The following is a 13,005-nucleotide window of genomic DNA, read 5'->3' as shown; positions in this document are numbered from 1 at the left end:
TTGCGGCAGCACTGTTGCACAATGCGCCATCATGGCTGCACAGCCGTCCGACTGGTGGTGATCCATACTGTCCGGGAGACAAACGGCATGAGCCCGTCCATCATCGGCCATCTTAGTCGCTTGCGAGGAGCGAGGGGTCTCGTTCGCAGCCGCCATATGGGGAGTGATCGCCGAAACCATCACGGCCAAGGCAAGAAGCCATCCCCCCAAAAATCTGCGCAGCTGTGCCATCTTATCCAGACTTGTCCGCTTCTAAAGATCCTCCAAAAAAATCTGTCATATCCGCTGAAACTGCAAGCTTACACTTCGTTACAATAAAGCCCGCGATGTGCGCTTGACCCTCCCGCGCAGGAATCCTTTTCTTTGTCAAACTGAGGCGGACACGGCTTTCAAAGGCGGTGGTTGCCCACTTCGTATTCAGTATCCAACCAAGGAAGCGCGATGACATTTTTCAGATCCATAGGGGCCGTTACGGGTCTTATTCTTTTTGCAGGCTCCGCTGTGGCGAGTCCGGGGCATGGCTCCTCCATCGGCGAGGCGGGCGATCCGGCAAAGGTCGATCGCATTATCGAGGTCAGCATGTCCGAGATGAAATACGAGCCCGCAACCATCAGCGTCTCTGAAGGTGAGACGATAAAGTTCGTGGTGCGCAACGATGGCAAGCTCGTCCATGAGTTCAATCTGGGCACCAAGGAGACCTGGGGAGGGCATAAGTCCGAGATGCAGAAGATGATGACATCGGGGATGATGACGATGAACAAGCTCGATCATGCCAAGATGATGCAAGGCGGCATGATGCACAATGATCCGAATGCCGCACTCCTTGATCCAGGGCAGAGCGCCGAACTCGTGTGGACTTTCACAGAAGCTACTGAGATGGGCTTTGCCTGCAACGTGCCCGGGCACCTTGAAGGCGGAATGGTCGGCGACATCGAGTTTTCGGGTCACTAGCGGGACAGGCCCGAGGGGACGCCCCCTCGGGCGAGTCGGTCTTGCCTGAAGAGGCCCCCTGCACGGTAGATCGACAAGCGCGATCTAGCCGCAAGACAAGGAATCTTGAGGATCCATGAACACCAAACGATTATCACTTTTGGCGCTTTTGGCTATCGGCGCGGCGGCCACCTACTGGGGGGTGATGCCGCAAGCGCCGCAGACAGCGGGGCGCTCCATGGCGCCCTCGGACAGCAACGACATCGGACAGGGCGCGCTAATCGCCGATGTGACTGTGCCAGCTAAATTGACGGCGGATGCGCAGATCGGCAAGCGGGCCTATGAGGCAAAATGTGCCGAGTGCCACGTGACCAACGCCGCCGGGCAGAACGGCATCGCGCCCCCTCTCGTTCACAAGATTTATGAGCCCAGCCACCATTCGGATATGGCGTTTGTCATGGCGGCCAAGAACGGTGTGCGCGCGCATCACTGGCAATTCGGAAATATGGCCCCGGTTGGCGGTGTGACCGACGCCGAAGTCAAACTAATCACCCGTTATGTGCGCGAATTACAGCGAGAAAATGGGGTTTTTTGATCCAAAGCGTGAACTCAGCCTTTCGGGCGGGCCGCTTGGGATGTGCTTCTTATGCTAGGAGCTTTTGGCGAAAACATGGACAAAGTCGCTAGAAAAAGATGGATGCTAGGCTGCCCTATCGGTCTCATCTCAGCCATTTTGCTTATCTGGTTTCTGACGCTTGGCGAACAGGCGAGGATGCCACCTCCGGCAAAATTCGATTTGACTGAAGGTTCGGATCTCTACCAGGGTTATTGCGCGGATTGTCACGGTGCTGAGCTAGAAGGCCAGCCCGACTGGCAGTCACCTGGAACAGACGATGTTTTCCCGGCGCCGCCCCACGATGAAACGGGTCATACTTGGCATCACTCTGACGCAACCCTTTTCGACTATACGAAATGGGGTGGCGCGGAAACACTTGCCCGACAGGGCGTCGACTTTGCCAGCGGGATGCCGGGGTTTGGCGATGACCTGACAGATGATCAGATCAGAAACATCTTGGCGTTCATCAAATCAACATGGCCGCAGGAGAAGCAAAACGCGCAAGCCCGGAGAAGTGCCAAAGATACTGAGGCGAGCGGTTTGTGAGGTTGCGCAACCTCACCAAAAACGGAGACACCGCGAAGCTCTAGCCACTTGCCAAGGCGTTCTGTGGTAATTCGAAAATGTTGGTCAGGCACCCGCCATCACTTGAACATCATATCCCGCGCCTTGGATCACCCCGAGGAGCGCTGGAGCGTCCAGAACGCTTTCGACTTCGATCATCCGCGATCCCGTGTCGCAACTCATTCGTGCAGCAGGGTCGGCTGCCTTGATCGCTTTCTCGATGGTCGAGGTGCAATGGCCGCAGCTCATGCCGGGAACCTTAAATTGTTTCATGGTCATCTCCTTTGTGCATCTACTTTTCTTTCCCTGCGAGATGGGGTGCTCCTGCGCTGGAAGGTCAAGAGATGGGGCGAAACTTTCCGCCGCTCCTCAAAGTTCAATCATCGACCTCGCCACTTGAAAGGTGCTCGGCTCTGCGCCCCGCATCGCCTAGTGCAGGAAAGATCTAGGATGACGAACAACAGCTCTTCGCCTCGACCGCGTGGCGCAAATGGTATCGTGCATTGCCGTGCGGTTATCCGTCGCTCGAGGTTTTACAGAGTAAAGGCCTGCAACTCAGATGTTGGTGGCCTTGTTTGGTTTGCGTGCAGCCCGAGGAGCAGATGGAAATGGTGATAGCGGCGGGATTGGCCGTTTTGCTCTTCGGCCTTTGCGGGGTGGTGCATGCGCACGCGATGTCCTTTGTCATGCGACTGACCGAGCGCAGGAACGTCACAGGCATGCGAGGGCTTCTAGTGGCTCTCTACGTGCTCGCCATGGCCCATGTCGCCGAAGCTGGCCTCTATGCACTTGGGTTTGCCCTTGGCGAACAAATGGGAGTAGGCGGCTTCAAAGCCGGCAACGTCACTTCCTTTATGGATGTCTTCTATTTCTCGGTGGTCAATTACACCTCACTCGGGCTCGGGGACATCTACCCTACCGGGCACCTGCGCTTTCTCGCGGGTGTCGAGGCGCTGAATGGTTTTCTCCTGATCAGCTGCTCGGCGTCAACGATCTTCCTGGTCACGACGCACGACAAGCGGCGACCCTGAGAATGCGAGGAAATTCTTTTTTTTCGGAACCCTCCAGCGCTGGAGCATGGTTTTATCCTCATTCAAAAGGCCGAATTATCCTCATTCAAAAGGCCGAAACCGAGGTTTCGAGCATCCTTATGCAAAAGGGGAAAAGCCATGCCCTACTGGAGATTTGCCGCCATGATCGCGACATCAACAGTCGTGATGTTCATCCTGATGTATCTCAACACGTTTCTGTGGACGCATATCTTCTGGTCCGAGACGCGCGCCTACATGGCGATCCTGATGGGGGGCGTAATGGCGATCATCATGCTGTCCTTCATGCTCGCGATGTATTCCAGCAAGGCGATCAACGCCGCCATCTTTATCGGTGCGACAGTCGCTGTCGCAGGTTCCTTGTGGTTGGTGCGCAGCCAGACGACCGTGGGTGACACCAGCTACATGCGCGCGATGATCCCGCACCATTCCATCGCCATCATGACCTCGGGTCGGGCTAACATCGAGGATACTCGCGTGCGCAAGCTCGCCGACGGGATCATCTTCGCGCAAGACAAGGAAATCGCCGAGATGCGCTACCTCATCAACGATATCGAGGCCTCAGGCGTGACCACCGACGAGAGCGGCGATTCGCCGACGCAGATTGTCAGCCTGGAAGAAGCACTTTCCACCGCAAAGGTGGCTAGGGTCGATGCGGAGTTTCTCAAGGATGAAGAAATCAAGCAGTTGTTCCCTGACGGCGCGGCCTGCACCTTCAATTACACGACGAAAAGCCCGGCCTCGCTGGCCATTGGCAACGTGGATGGCGCCCGTGTAGCGCTGGTCAAGTTGAGTGGTGATCTGGTGCGTCTGGATGCCGACGCGGAAGGTCAAACCTTTATGACTGACGGTGCAACGATGCAGTTGAACGCTGCAGATGGCTCAAGCAGCCTTGAGAATGTCGCTGAAACGCCGGTCGACGCGACGCTCCTACTCGAGTTGGATGCTGGGTTGTCCGCTGGATATCGCGGCTTTTACAGCTGCAAATCGTGACGCAGCGACGCATCCCAAGAAACGACCGAGGCCTGCGCTCCAGAGAGCCCTAGTCTTCTCGTGAACTTTTCAAGCCGGGAGGGAGTGTGTGCTGTGCACGGTCGTGTTTTAATCGGCGCTGGTCCTTCTACCTAATCGGACTGTTCGTGGCCGTAGAGATCGGCGTTCTTATGGGCACGGTCTTCATGCTCAAATTCCAGGCTTGAATGGCCAATATCATATTGCTCCTCGAGCACTGTTTTGATGCGGCTCTTGAGTGCTTCGATATGGGACCACGCGTCGGACCTGACGACGACGTGGCAGTCTAGCGCCGCCTCATGTTCCTGCATCTGCCAAAGATGCACGTGATGAACGTCCGCGACGCCTTCGACACCGCGGATCGCCTTGATGACGGCGTGGCTATCGATATCCGGGGGGCTGCCCAGCATCAGGGTGCGGACTGGGCCACCGATTTCGGTAAGGGCAAGATAGAGAATGTAGAGCGCGATGCCGATGGTGATCGCAGGGTCCACCCATCGCATATCGTATAGGATGATCAGCGAGCCGCCGACGATGACTGCTACCGATGCAAGCGCATCTGACAGGTTATGCAAAAAGAGGGCGCGGATATTCACGCTGCCTTTCTGCATCGAATAGGTCAGCACTGCAGTGAGGGTATCTACAACGAGCGCAACACCGCCCAGGATCACGACTGTCCAGCCTTGCACTTCGGGCGGATCAATCATGCGCATGCCGCCTTCGTAGATCAGGTAGAACCCGATCAATATCAGCGTGGTATAGTTAATCAGCGCAGCGACGATCTCGATGCGGCCATAGCCGAAGGTCATGCGCGAGTCCGCCGGTCGTCGCGCAATCTTTCTCGCCACGAAGGCGATGACAAGCGACGCCATGTCGGAAAAGTTATGCAGCGCATCCGCAATGAGCGCGAGGCTCCCCGAGAGGATGCCGCCGACAATCTGCGCAACGGTCAGAATAGCGTTGGCCCAGATGGCAACGGATACGCGCCGGTCGCCGGATGTGGGATCGATATGAGCGTGACCGTGGTCATGCGGCATGGTGCGGTTCCTCATGTCGGTGGTTCGGTAGGGCGGCGCCGATAATACCTGGCATCTTGCCACGCCGGATCGCGCGCACACGCTGGTTCATCCGGTGGCGGATGACATGGCGGTAAAGCCAAGTGCGCAGAACACCAAGCTCCTGGCGATGGTTCGCGTAGAATTCATCGGGCCTATGATATGTCCCGAGGTCGCGGATTATGCCGGTCCTTTGGATGTAGGTGTCCTTGCCCGTCCATGCGACCGGCGGCGCACTCAGGCTGGTCGTTCCAACACCGAAGCCGCATAATTCGTCCGAAGCGCTGAACGCGCGCTGAAGTGCCGCCAGGAAGGGTGCGTTGAGAATGAAGCCTTCAAGGCTGATCCAACCGCCTTGCGTTTCCACCTCAATCCATGAATGCAAGATCTCGCGCGGTGCCAACCGGAAAACCGACTCGGGCACGATACCGCGCTGAAGCTCTTTGTGAATGGTGAAGCCGTGCAGCCGACAACCGATGCCAAGGCCACGCAAGAGGGCCATGAGAAGAGTGCCCTTCGTGTTGCATTGGCCATAGCCGTCGGCCAGCACTCTTGAGGAAGGAATATCATCCGCATGATTGTAACCAAACGCGATCTCATTGCGGACAAATTCATATGCCGCTCCAATTCTCTCGTTCCGGGAAAGGCCCTGCCAGCCACGACGCAAGATGAGGCGTGTGACATCGGGCGAAGTGTAGTCCAGTAGGCGCGTGGCGAAAAGCAGCGGGTCAACTTCACCCATTTCATGTCTCCTCGAATCGTTCGAGAAGCAACGTAGTGTCTACAGTTACTGTAGATTCAAGGGGGATGGCGCAATTGACGGTCGACTGCTCGCCTTAAACAAGGTTACGGAAATCCCGCCCGCATGTATGCGATGATTTTCCAGATGTCGTCTTCGCTGAGACTCTCTTTGAAGGCGGGCATCGCGGTTTCGAAGCGCTCTCCACCCTCGGAAATCGCCCAGAGCAGATACTCGTCTCCTGACATAGGCATCTGAACGAACGACCGAAGAATGGCCGGCGATGGTTCAAGTGAGCGGCCCGCATCACCATCGCCGAGCCCATCGGACCCATGGCAACTCGCACAGTTATCCATGTATAGCTTTCGCCCTTCGGAGACAACTTCAGGCGTCGCGCGGACGCTGCTCCTCGCGCCTCGGTAAGCCGTCGGCACGCCTTCATTCATGTAGGTCCAATGTCTCTGCATCCGCTGCTGTTGCCCCGGACCCATGCTGCCCATGCCCCAGCCGCCGCTCTGGCCGGAACGCATGTGCCCTGGCCCCATTGAGCCATGCCCCCACCAGTCCCCTCGTTGTTGTTGAGCCGAAGCTGCGACGGCCGCAAAGCCGATGAGGGCTCCAATTGCCAAGGTTCGCAATCCATATGGTTTCATCTCTAAATCCCTCGCCATTGTTGATCACAAAAAGCAAGATATCACAGGCAGGTTGCACTGTCGCGGGTTTGCAGCAGGGACTTCTTCGTCGTCTTCGTGAGATCCAGCAACGCTGCCCCGTTCGTTCAATCTCGACCCTGTTCGTTACCATGAGAGGCTTCGTGATGTTCCTCATGTGCGTCGCGCAAGATTCCGACCCCGCCCCATGCCGCGATCATGGCGACGATCACTCCCACGACAAGATCAGGCCAATTTACCCCAAGCCAAGCGACGAGTCCCCCCGCGACAATGATCCCGAGATTGGCTGCAAAGTCATTCCAGCTAAATGTGTTCGCTGCGCGTATGTTGACGTCCGGATCCTTGAGCCGGGCAAGCAACCAGACGCAAACCGCGTTTACTGCAGCCGCGATCAGGGCCATTATAACCATCATGATGCCCAGTGGGTCCGAGCCTCCAACATACCGGCGCCACGCATCGTAGAGAATGCCCAGCGCGAACAAGATCAACAATGCGCCTGAAATGTTCGCGGCACCGCGTTTCCATCTTGCCGACCGGGACAGGGCGAAAAGACTTATCACATAGACAAAACTGTCGGAAAGATTGTCGAGCCCATTGGCGACAAGGGCGCTAGAGTCGCCCACAGCGCCGGTTACGAAAAAGCTCGCGGCAAGAAAGATATTCAGACCCAGAACTATCCAGAGCGTTCGCCTCTCAACCACGTCTTTTCCGATGCTCATGTTGGCTTCCATGCTCAAATGCTACGTGACTGAAACACCCCGGATGTATCCGGGTTCCTGACAAGTATGTCGGCCCGTCATGGCCGGAACACTCAGGTGTTCCGAGGAGCCGCGAGGATCAACGCTGCGCCCAGCAAACAGATAGCAGTCCCGAGAACATCCCATTTGTCAGGTCTATGGCCCTCTGCAAGCCACATCCAGAGAACTGACGCTGCGATATAGACCCCGCCATAGGCGGCGAAAGCGCGACCCGCTGCCACCGTTTCGACCTGCGCCAAAAGCCATCCAAATGCCACGAGCGCGACAATCCCCGGGATGAGCCATGCCGAAGATGCACCAAGACGCCACCAGCTCCAGATGGCGAAGCATCCGGCAATTTCCGCAAGGGCGGCCAGCGGATAGGCCAAGGTGGCGGGCATTTCAGGCGCCGATCTCGTCATGTGCGGTCAAGCATTCGGAATGATCGCGCAGCACCTCAAGCACCCGGCAGTCCGCGGTTTGCCCGCCACTACACTCCTGAACCATTCGCTTGAGTTCCGTGCGAAGGGCCTTCAAGCGGGCCATGCGTTGCTCTACCTGCTTGAGTTGGCGGCGCGCGATCGCGTCGGCCTCCTCGCAAGAGCGGTTGGGATGGTCGCTGAGATCGAGCAGCTCGCGGATCGCGTCCAGCGAAAAGCCGAGTTGCCGCGCATGCCGGACAAATGACAGCCGATCCAGTTCAGCCTCGCCATAGCGCCTCTGTCCACCTTCGGTCCGGCCCGGCTCCGGCATTAGGCCAATCTGCTCGTAATAGCGGATGGTCTGAACCTTCGTCCCGGTTCTCTTCGCCAAGCTGCCGATCGTCAGCATGTTCACCTCCTAAAAAGATACAGTTGATGTAGGTTTGGTCGCCGGTCCCGGCAAGGGCCGCATTCACATGGACGTGACATTGACCGGAGCAAGCGCTTTGCGCTTGAACCTCCAGTAGCTAGAGGATGTAGAGCCCATGACAGACAAGAATCAAAAGCAGGCGAACTAGGTTGTCTCTCAAAACGGTTAGAAGAATTCTCTGGGTTTTTACCGGAATTGCGGCCTTTGTTGTCGCGTGGCTGATGGTCGGGGCGGATAAGCGTGGCGACCTTGCGGGCATTGAGTCCGATCCGCCTTTTTCGGCCGAGTTCGAGTTGACCGATCATCAAGGCATGCTCCGCACGCAGGACGACTTTGCCGGGCAATGGATGCTGGTCTTTTTTGGGTTCACCAACTGCCCCGATGTCTGTCCGACGACACTGTCGGAGGTCGCGGCAGTGATGGACGGCTTGGGGGACGAAGCGGCGAAGGTGCAACCGATCTTCATTACCATCGATCCCGAACGCGATACGCCCATGACGCTGTCCCAATTCGTGCCGCTATTCAACTCGAACATCATCGGGCTTACCGGAACGCCCCGTCAGATCGCCAAGACATCCGAGACGTTTCCGATCTTTTACGAACGGATCGAAGAAGCCGCAGCCCCCGGAGGCTACACTATGGGTCACACGTCGCACCTGTTCTTCTTCGATCCCGAAGCCGGTTTTGCCGAGTCGTGGCCCTATGGCACCCGCGCTGAGGAGATCTTGGCGGATCTGCGAGAGAGGATCTGACTGTCATGGCCCGACCCTCTGCAGAAATAGCCTTGGGGCTTGCGTGGATCATCGCGCTTGCCGCCTCGCTTGCCGTGCTATTCATCGGTGAGGTGCTGGGGCAGGCACCGTGTGTTCTATGCTGGTTTCAGCGTGCCTTCATGTTTCCGCTGGTGATCATCCTCGGGCTTGGCCTGTGGTGGGGGGATGCCCGCGTGGGCCGATACGGTATCGCCCTAGCGCTTGGCGGCGGCGCTGTCGCGCTTTGGCACATGGGCCTTTACGCAGGCGTGATCCCGGAGCGCATCCAGCCATGCACCGCAGCCGGACCCTCCTGCACGGATGACAACCAGCTGATCTTTGGCATTCCAATCCCGCTTATGGCCTTCGTCGCGTTCGCCACGATCGGCGCGCTATCGGCCATCTCACTCAAGGAGACACGAGCATGAAACGACGCGGACTGATCTTGTCCATTTTCGCCCTCGGCGTTGCCGGCTTTGGCGGTGCGACATGGTATGCGACCCGCCCGGGCCCAGTGGCCGAGGGAGAGGCTTTGGCACCAGAAAAAGCCGATGCACTGATCCGGGCCTATTCTCCCATTCTTGGGCCACCAGACGCGCCCGTTACCATCGTCGAGTTTTTCGATCCCGCCTGCGAGGCCTGCCGGGCCTTCTATCCAGTGGTCAAGGAAATCATGGCCGAGCACGACGGGAGCGTTCGCACCGTGATCCGTTACACGCCGTTCCATGGCGAAGCCTCCGAAGAAGCGATCCGCGTGTTGGAGGCAGCGCGTATGCAGAGCGTATTCGAGCCGGTGCTGGAAGCTCTCATGCGAGAGCAACCGAAATGGGCGTCACACGGCGCGCCAGAGCCTGGCCTTGTTCTCCAGATAGCCGCTTCGGCAGGTCTCGACGCCAGCGCTGCGCGCGACCAGATGCGGGCGCCCGATGTCGTGGCAATCCTCAATCAGGATCGCGCCGACGTCGAAACGGTGGGAATTCGCCAGACGCCGACATTCTTCGTCAATGGCAAGCCCCTTGATCCGTTTGGAGAGGCAGAACTCCGCAGTCTCGTGGCTGTGGAAGTCGCCGCCACTCAAAGCTGAATGAAATAAGGACCAGAGCGATGAAAAAGATAATTTTGACCGGAGCGCTGTCGACGTTTCTGACCCTTGGAGGGCTTTCGGCGCCCGCACTGGCCGGACCCGAGGATATCGTCATTGAGAACGCATGGTCTCGTGCATCCATCGGAACGAACCGTCCCGGAGCGGCTTACATGACGATCCGTAATACCGGCGACGAGCCCGTCACACTGACCGGCCTCGAAACACCGCTCGCCATGAAGCCCGAGATCCATGAAACCAAGACCAATGCCGAGGGCGTCAGTTCCATGAGCCCGGCAGGCGAAATCACGATCGCCCCGGGCGAGAGCGTGTCGCTTGAACCGGGTGGCCTCCACGCGATGCTGATGCGTCTGAATGAGCCGATGACGGAGGGGCAGACATTTACGCTAAAACTGCTTTTCGGCGATGGCAGCGAGATAACTGCCGATGTCCCGATCCTGAGCGTAGCATCGCGCGGACCCGAAGGCTGATGAAACGAAGAAAAATCTTGGGATATGGTGCAATCGGCGCCGGAGCGATCGCCATGACACTCTTCACTGGTTGGTGGCGGGTAGACGGGCCGGGCGCGCCCGAACAGGCGGGGAAGCGGCCCTTGGCATTATCGTCCATGGAGTTCGACCTCATCGATCATGAAAGCAACAATGTGGACCCCGATGCACTCATTGGTCGTCCGAGCATGGTTTTCTTCGGCTTCACCTATTGTCCGGATGTCTGCCCGACGACGCTTTCAGACATTTCCGGCTGGCTGGACGAGTTGGGAGAAGAAGCCGATCGCCTGAACGTGGTGTTCATCACGGTTGATCCCGAGCGCGACACAGTCGAGGCCCTGGCGGACTACGTGAGCAATTTCCATCCGGCGATCAGGGGCTGGACTGGACCCGAAAGAGAGCTCGCGCGCGCTGTCGGCGGCTTCCGCGCAAGCTATGAAAAAGTGCCGGCCGAGGGTGGCGATTACACGATGAACCACACGGCCAGCGTTTTTCTGTTCGATGCGGAGGGGCAGTTCGTCACCAACATCGACTATCACGAGCCACGGAAATTCGCGCTCCCAAAGATTCGGCGCGCACTGGACTTTGAGACGGAGGGCTCGACATGAGGATCAGAAACGTAGCTGTAGGCTTGGCGACTGCGAGCACACTTTCCGGTGCGGCACTCTTCTTTTATTCGGCTTCGCCGAAGGAGCCAGCACCGGATGCGTTGGCTGCCGCCAGCGCCTGGATACCCGAGTCTCCCAAAGCTCCCCGAAGCATGGACGCCAAGTTCATACGCCCCACGGCCACGCGCAAAGAACGGGCGCCGGAATCCAGATCTCTTCCGCTGCTGACGGTCAGCGCGCCAGAGGCGGGCCTGCCTGAGTTCGAGCCTTCCGCCGTAAACTGGTCGCGCGCCATCGCACCCGGGGAAACTCTGGATGTGGTTCTGTCCGAGGCCGGTCTCGCGTCGCCCGACCGCGCGGAGATCGCTCTTGCGCTTGGGACGGAATATGATCTGCGGCGCCTTCGACCCGGGCACTCAATCACTGTCATCTCCGAGGCAAATGGTCGTCCGCGTAAAGTGTCTCTCGAAGTCGAGGACGGCGTGCGGATCGAGGTGACCTTTGGTGAAGAATTGGCCACGCAGGTCGTCACTCCTGATCCGGACATCGTGACGCTCGCCGGCGAAGCCGTCATTAAAAGCTCTCTGTTCAATGCGCTGGCAGAAGCAGGTATTCCAGCCCGTTTCGCCGTTGATCTGGCGCAGATGTTGGGCGGGACGGTTGATTTTCGTCGCGAGATGTCAGGTGGAGAAATACTCCGTCTGATGTGGCGCGAGGCGCGCGTCGGCGGTGAACGGATTGCAGAGCCGGACTTGGCCTTTGCTGCGCTTGATATGGGCGGCTCACTCTATGAGGTGGTCTGGCCAGAAGATGGAAGCGGCCAAGCCACGATCTATGTCGGCGGCGAGTTGCTTCGTATTTTCGCGCAGCCGGTGGATGGCGCGCGCCTGAGCTCGGTTTTTGGCCGCCGAACCCATCCGGTCTATGGAAATGTTCGAATGCATACCGGCGTCGATTTCGCGGCGGCGCAAGGCACGCCGGTAAAGGCAACGGCACCCGGACGGATCAGTTTCATCGGGCGGCGTGGAGGTTATGGCCGCGTCGTTGAGATATCTCACGGCTCCGACACGATGACCCGCTACGCCCATCTCAGCGCAGTGCCGGACGGTCTCTCGCGGGGACAGCGCGTGGCCGCTGGCGATCTTATCGGCCGCGTGGGAGCCACAGGCACCGCGACTGGGCCCAACTTGCACTACGAGGTCTTGGTAGATGGCCGCCCGACCGATCCTCTTGCTGACGAACGGCTTGCCGAGGCGTCCGAGAGTGAACTGGAAGACACAGTCACCTTGGCTCGCCTCTTGGCCGCACGCGCTCTTCTGGCAAGGAAACTTGACCCTGATACTGTTCTGACAGCAACCGAAAGGCTCTGACACATGAAACCCTTGACCAAGGTCCTTACTTTGCTCCTCGCTCTTTCTCCGGCAGCGCAGGCGCTTGCCGAGGGCACCGCAATCAATGTTCAAAAAACCAATGGATGCGGCTGCTGCCTATCGTGGATGAAGCATCTGGAGGAGAATGGATTCACGGCAACTGGTGAGGACATGTTTGCCGGCACCTTAGTGCGCTTGAAGCTGGATAACGGTGTGCCGCAGCGCATGATCTCCTGCCATACCGCATTTGTGGAAGGCTACGTCATCGAAGGACATGTTCCGGCCGCCGACATCCGCCGATTGCTCGAAGAGCGCCCCGATGCGGTCGGGCTCGCGGTGCCGGGGATGCCCTATGGCTCGCCCGGCATGGGACCGGAAGACGACCGCGAAGCATATGAGGTCTTTCTCATCCGAGAAGATGGATCGACCGAAGTCTTTTCCACCTACGCCGAAGGATAATC

19 protein-coding genes are annotated in these 13,005 nt (G+C 58.3%); 12 read left to right on the top strand and 7 right to left on the bottom strand.

Annotated elements, in window-relative coordinates; all coding sequences use genetic code 11:
* The first annotated feature begins 441 nt into the window (after positions 1 to 441).
* From BW975_RS02835 to BW975_RS02825, 3 genes are all read left to right on the top strand, one after another.
* On the top strand, positions 442 to 951 hold the full coding sequence (locus BW975_RS02835) for a cupredoxin domain-containing protein (protein WP_076530809.1): 510 nt from the start codon (positions 442 to 444) through the stop codon (positions 949 to 951).
* 115 nt (positions 952 to 1,066) lie between these two features.
* Positions 1,067 to 1,525: a c-type cytochrome gene (locus BW975_RS02830; RefSeq protein WP_076530807.1), complete on the top strand. Its 459-nt coding sequence runs from the start codon at positions 1,067 to 1,069 to the stop codon at positions 1,523 to 1,525.
* Between the two features lie 75 nt (positions 1,526 to 1,600).
* On the top strand, positions 1,601 to 2,092 hold the full coding sequence (locus tag BW975_RS02825; protein ID WP_393963988.1) for a c-type cytochrome: 492 nt from the start codon (positions 1,601 to 1,603) through the stop codon (positions 2,090 to 2,092).
* An 84-nt stretch (positions 2,093 to 2,176) separates the two neighbouring features.
* Here the strand turns inward: BW975_RS02825 and BW975_RS02820 are convergent, their stop codons facing one another.
* Complete coding sequence (locus BW975_RS02820) at positions 2,177 to 2,383, bottom strand: heavy-metal-associated domain-containing protein (RefSeq protein ID WP_076530803.1); 207 nt, start codon at positions 2,381 to 2,383, stop codon at positions 2,177 to 2,179.
* A gap of 329 nt (positions 2,384 to 2,712) precedes the next feature.
* Between BW975_RS02820 and BW975_RS02815 the strand changes: the two genes are divergently transcribed.
* Positions 2,713 to 3,141 (top strand): potassium channel family protein, encoded by a 429-nt coding sequence (locus tag BW975_RS02815; RefSeq protein ID WP_244512534.1) that lies wholly within the window; start codon positions 2,713 to 2,715, stop codon positions 3,139 to 3,141.
* A gap of 138 nt (positions 3,142 to 3,279) precedes the next feature.
* Positions 3,280 to 4,152 carry a DUF305 domain-containing protein gene (locus tag BW975_RS02810; protein WP_076530801.1) on the top strand — a complete coding sequence of 291 codons (873 nt, stop codon included), beginning with the start codon at positions 3,280 to 3,282 and terminating at the stop codon, positions 4,150 to 4,152.
* A gap of 131 nt (positions 4,153 to 4,283) precedes the next feature.
* Here BW975_RS02810 and BW975_RS02805 read toward each other — a convergent pair whose 3' ends face one another.
* The 6 genes from BW975_RS02805 to BW975_RS02780 all read right to left on the bottom strand — a co-directional run bounded on the left by BW975_RS02805 (position 4,284) and on the right by BW975_RS02780 (position 8,203).
* A complete protein-coding gene (locus BW975_RS02805; RefSeq protein ID WP_076530799.1) occupies positions 4,284 to 5,207 on the bottom strand; it encodes a cation diffusion facilitator family transporter in 924 nt (307 codons plus the stop codon).
* Positions 5,197 to 5,967, bottom strand: a complete 771-nt coding sequence (locus tag BW975_RS02800; RefSeq protein ID WP_076530797.1) for a transglutaminase-like domain-containing protein — start codon at positions 5,965 to 5,967, stop codon at positions 5,197 to 5,199. The genes BW975_RS02805 and BW975_RS02800 overlap by 11 nt, the downstream gene beginning before the upstream one ends.
* A 104-nt stretch (positions 5,968 to 6,071) precedes the next feature.
* The gene (locus BW975_RS02795) at positions 6,072 to 6,617 is read right to left on the bottom strand and encodes a c-type cytochrome (RefSeq protein ID WP_170846557.1); all 546 of its coding nucleotides are present in this window, start codon (positions 6,615 to 6,617) and stop codon (positions 6,072 to 6,074) included.
* Positions 6,618 to 6,742: 125 nt separating this feature from the next.
* Positions 6,743 to 7,354 carry a cation efflux transmembrane domain-containing protein gene (locus BW975_RS02790; protein ID WP_076530794.1) on the bottom strand — a complete coding sequence of 204 codons (612 nt, stop codon included), beginning with the start codon at positions 7,352 to 7,354 and terminating at the stop codon, positions 6,743 to 6,745.
* A gap of 92 nt (positions 7,355 to 7,446) precedes the next feature.
* Complete coding sequence (locus tag BW975_RS02785) at positions 7,447 to 7,773, bottom strand: YnfA family protein (RefSeq protein ID WP_076530792.1); 327 nt, start codon at positions 7,771 to 7,773, stop codon at positions 7,447 to 7,449.
* Position 7,774: 1 nt separating this feature from the next.
* Positions 7,775 to 8,203, bottom strand: coding sequence for a MerR family transcriptional regulator (locus BW975_RS02780; protein WP_076530791.1), 429 nt, complete (start codon positions 8,201 to 8,203; stop codon positions 7,775 to 7,777).
* A gap of 170 nt (positions 8,204 to 8,373) precedes the next feature.
* On the opposite strand from BW975_RS02780, the gene BW975_RS02775 reads away from it, so the two are divergent.
* The 7 genes from BW975_RS02775 to BW975_RS02745 are packed head-to-tail and all read left to right on the top strand — an operon-like array spanning position 8,374 to position 13,003.
* Positions 8,374 to 8,976, top strand: coding sequence for an SCO family protein (locus BW975_RS02775; protein WP_244512535.1), 603 nt, complete (start codon positions 8,374 to 8,376; stop codon positions 8,974 to 8,976).
* A 5-nt stretch (positions 8,977 to 8,981) separates the two neighbouring features.
* Complete coding sequence (locus BW975_RS02770; RefSeq protein ID WP_076530787.1) at positions 8,982 to 9,404, top strand: disulfide bond formation protein B; 423 nt, start codon at positions 8,982 to 8,984, stop codon at positions 9,402 to 9,404.
* Entirely contained in the window at positions 9,401 to 10,060 is a 660-nt protein-coding gene (locus BW975_RS02765) for a DsbA family protein (RefSeq protein ID WP_076530785.1), read from the top strand. The genes BW975_RS02770 and BW975_RS02765 overlap by 4 nt, the downstream gene beginning before the upstream one ends.
* 20 nt (positions 10,061 to 10,080) lie before the next feature.
* Positions 10,081 to 10,548 (top strand): copper chaperone PCu(A)C, encoded by a 468-nt coding sequence (locus BW975_RS02760; protein WP_076530783.1) that lies wholly within the window; start codon positions 10,081 to 10,083, stop codon positions 10,546 to 10,548.
* Entirely contained in the window at positions 10,548 to 11,174 is a 627-nt protein-coding gene (locus BW975_RS02755; RefSeq protein ID WP_076530782.1) for an SCO family protein, read from the top strand. The genes BW975_RS02760 and BW975_RS02755 overlap by 1 nt, the downstream gene beginning before the upstream one ends.
* Positions 11,171 to 12,544 carry a M23 family metallopeptidase gene (locus BW975_RS02750; RefSeq protein ID WP_076530780.1) on the top strand — a complete coding sequence of 458 codons (1,374 nt, stop codon included), beginning with the start codon at positions 11,171 to 11,173 and terminating at the stop codon, positions 12,542 to 12,544. Before BW975_RS02755 ends, BW975_RS02750 begins: the two co-directional genes overlap by 4 nt.
* 3 nt (positions 12,545 to 12,547) lie before the next feature.
* Positions 12,548 to 13,003, top strand: coding sequence for a DUF411 domain-containing protein (locus BW975_RS02745; protein WP_076530778.1), 456 nt, complete (start codon positions 12,548 to 12,550; stop codon positions 13,001 to 13,003).
* Positions 13,004 to 13,005 lie beyond the last annotated feature (2 nt).

The organism is Roseovarius nanhaiticus, from assembly GCF_900156535.1.
Taxonomy (GTDB): domain Bacteria; phylum Pseudomonadota; class Alphaproteobacteria; order Rhodobacterales; family Rhodobacteraceae; genus Roseovarius; species Roseovarius nanhaiticus.
The sequence above is the reverse complement of the archived record's forward strand: the minus strand, read 5'-3'. Positions and strand labels throughout refer to the sequence as shown.

Bases quoted from the DNA above. Each gene is read 5' to 3' on its own strand.
- BW975_RS02835 (WP_076530809.1), top strand. From the start codon at position 442: ATGACATTTTTCAGATCCATAGGGGCCGTTACGGGTCTTATTCTTTTT.
- BW975_RS02830 (WP_076530807.1), top strand. From the start codon at position 1,067: ATGAACACCAAACGATTATCACTTTTGGCGCTTTTGGCTATCGGCGCG.
- BW975_RS02825 (WP_393963988.1), top strand. From the start codon at position 1,601: ATGGACAAAGTCGCTAGAAAAAGATGGATGCTAGGCTGCCCTATCGGT.
- BW975_RS02820 (WP_076530803.1), bottom strand. From the start codon at position 2,383: ATGAAACAATTTAAGGTTCCCGGCATGAGCTGCGGCCATTGCACCTCG.
- BW975_RS02815 (WP_244512534.1), top strand. From the start codon at position 2,713: ATGGAAATGGTGATAGCGGCGGGATTGGCCGTTTTGCTCTTCGGCCTT.
- BW975_RS02810 (WP_076530801.1), top strand. From the start codon at position 3,280: ATGCCCTACTGGAGATTTGCCGCCATGATCGCGACATCAACAGTCGTG.
- BW975_RS02805 (WP_076530799.1), bottom strand. From the start codon at position 5,207: ATGCCGCATGACCACGGTCACGCTCATATCGATCCCACATCCGGCGAC.
- BW975_RS02800 (WP_076530797.1), bottom strand. From the start codon at position 5,967: ATGGGTGAAGTTGACCCGCTGCTTTTCGCCACGCGCCTACTGGACTAC.
- BW975_RS02795 (WP_170846557.1), bottom strand. From the start codon at position 6,617: ATGAAACCATATGGATTGCGAACCTTGGCAATTGGAGCCCTCATCGGC.
- BW975_RS02790 (WP_076530794.1), bottom strand. From the start codon at position 7,354: ATGAGCATCGGAAAAGACGTGGTTGAGAGGCGAACGCTCTGGATAGTT.
- BW975_RS02785 (WP_076530792.1), bottom strand. From the start codon at position 7,773: ATGCCCGCCACCTTGGCCTATCCGCTGGCCGCCCTTGCGGAAATTGCC.
- BW975_RS02780 (WP_076530791.1), bottom strand. From the start codon at position 8,203: ATGCTGACGATCGGCAGCTTGGCGAAGAGAACCGGGACGAAGGTTCAG.
- BW975_RS02770 (WP_076530787.1), top strand. From the start codon at position 8,982: ATGGCCCGACCCTCTGCAGAAATAGCCTTGGGGCTTGCGTGGATCATC.
- BW975_RS02765 (WP_076530785.1), top strand. From the start codon at position 9,401: ATGAAACGACGCGGACTGATCTTGTCCATTTTCGCCCTCGGCGTTGCC.
- BW975_RS02760 (WP_076530783.1), top strand. From the start codon at position 10,081: ATGAAAAAGATAATTTTGACCGGAGCGCTGTCGACGTTTCTGACCCTT.
- BW975_RS02755 (WP_076530782.1), top strand. From the start codon at position 10,548: ATGAAACGAAGAAAAATCTTGGGATATGGTGCAATCGGCGCCGGAGCG.
- BW975_RS02750 (WP_076530780.1), top strand. From the start codon at position 11,171: ATGAGGATCAGAAACGTAGCTGTAGGCTTGGCGACTGCGAGCACACTT.
- BW975_RS02745 (WP_076530778.1), top strand. From the start codon at position 12,548: ATGAAACCCTTGACCAAGGTCCTTACTTTGCTCCTCGCTCTTTCTCCG.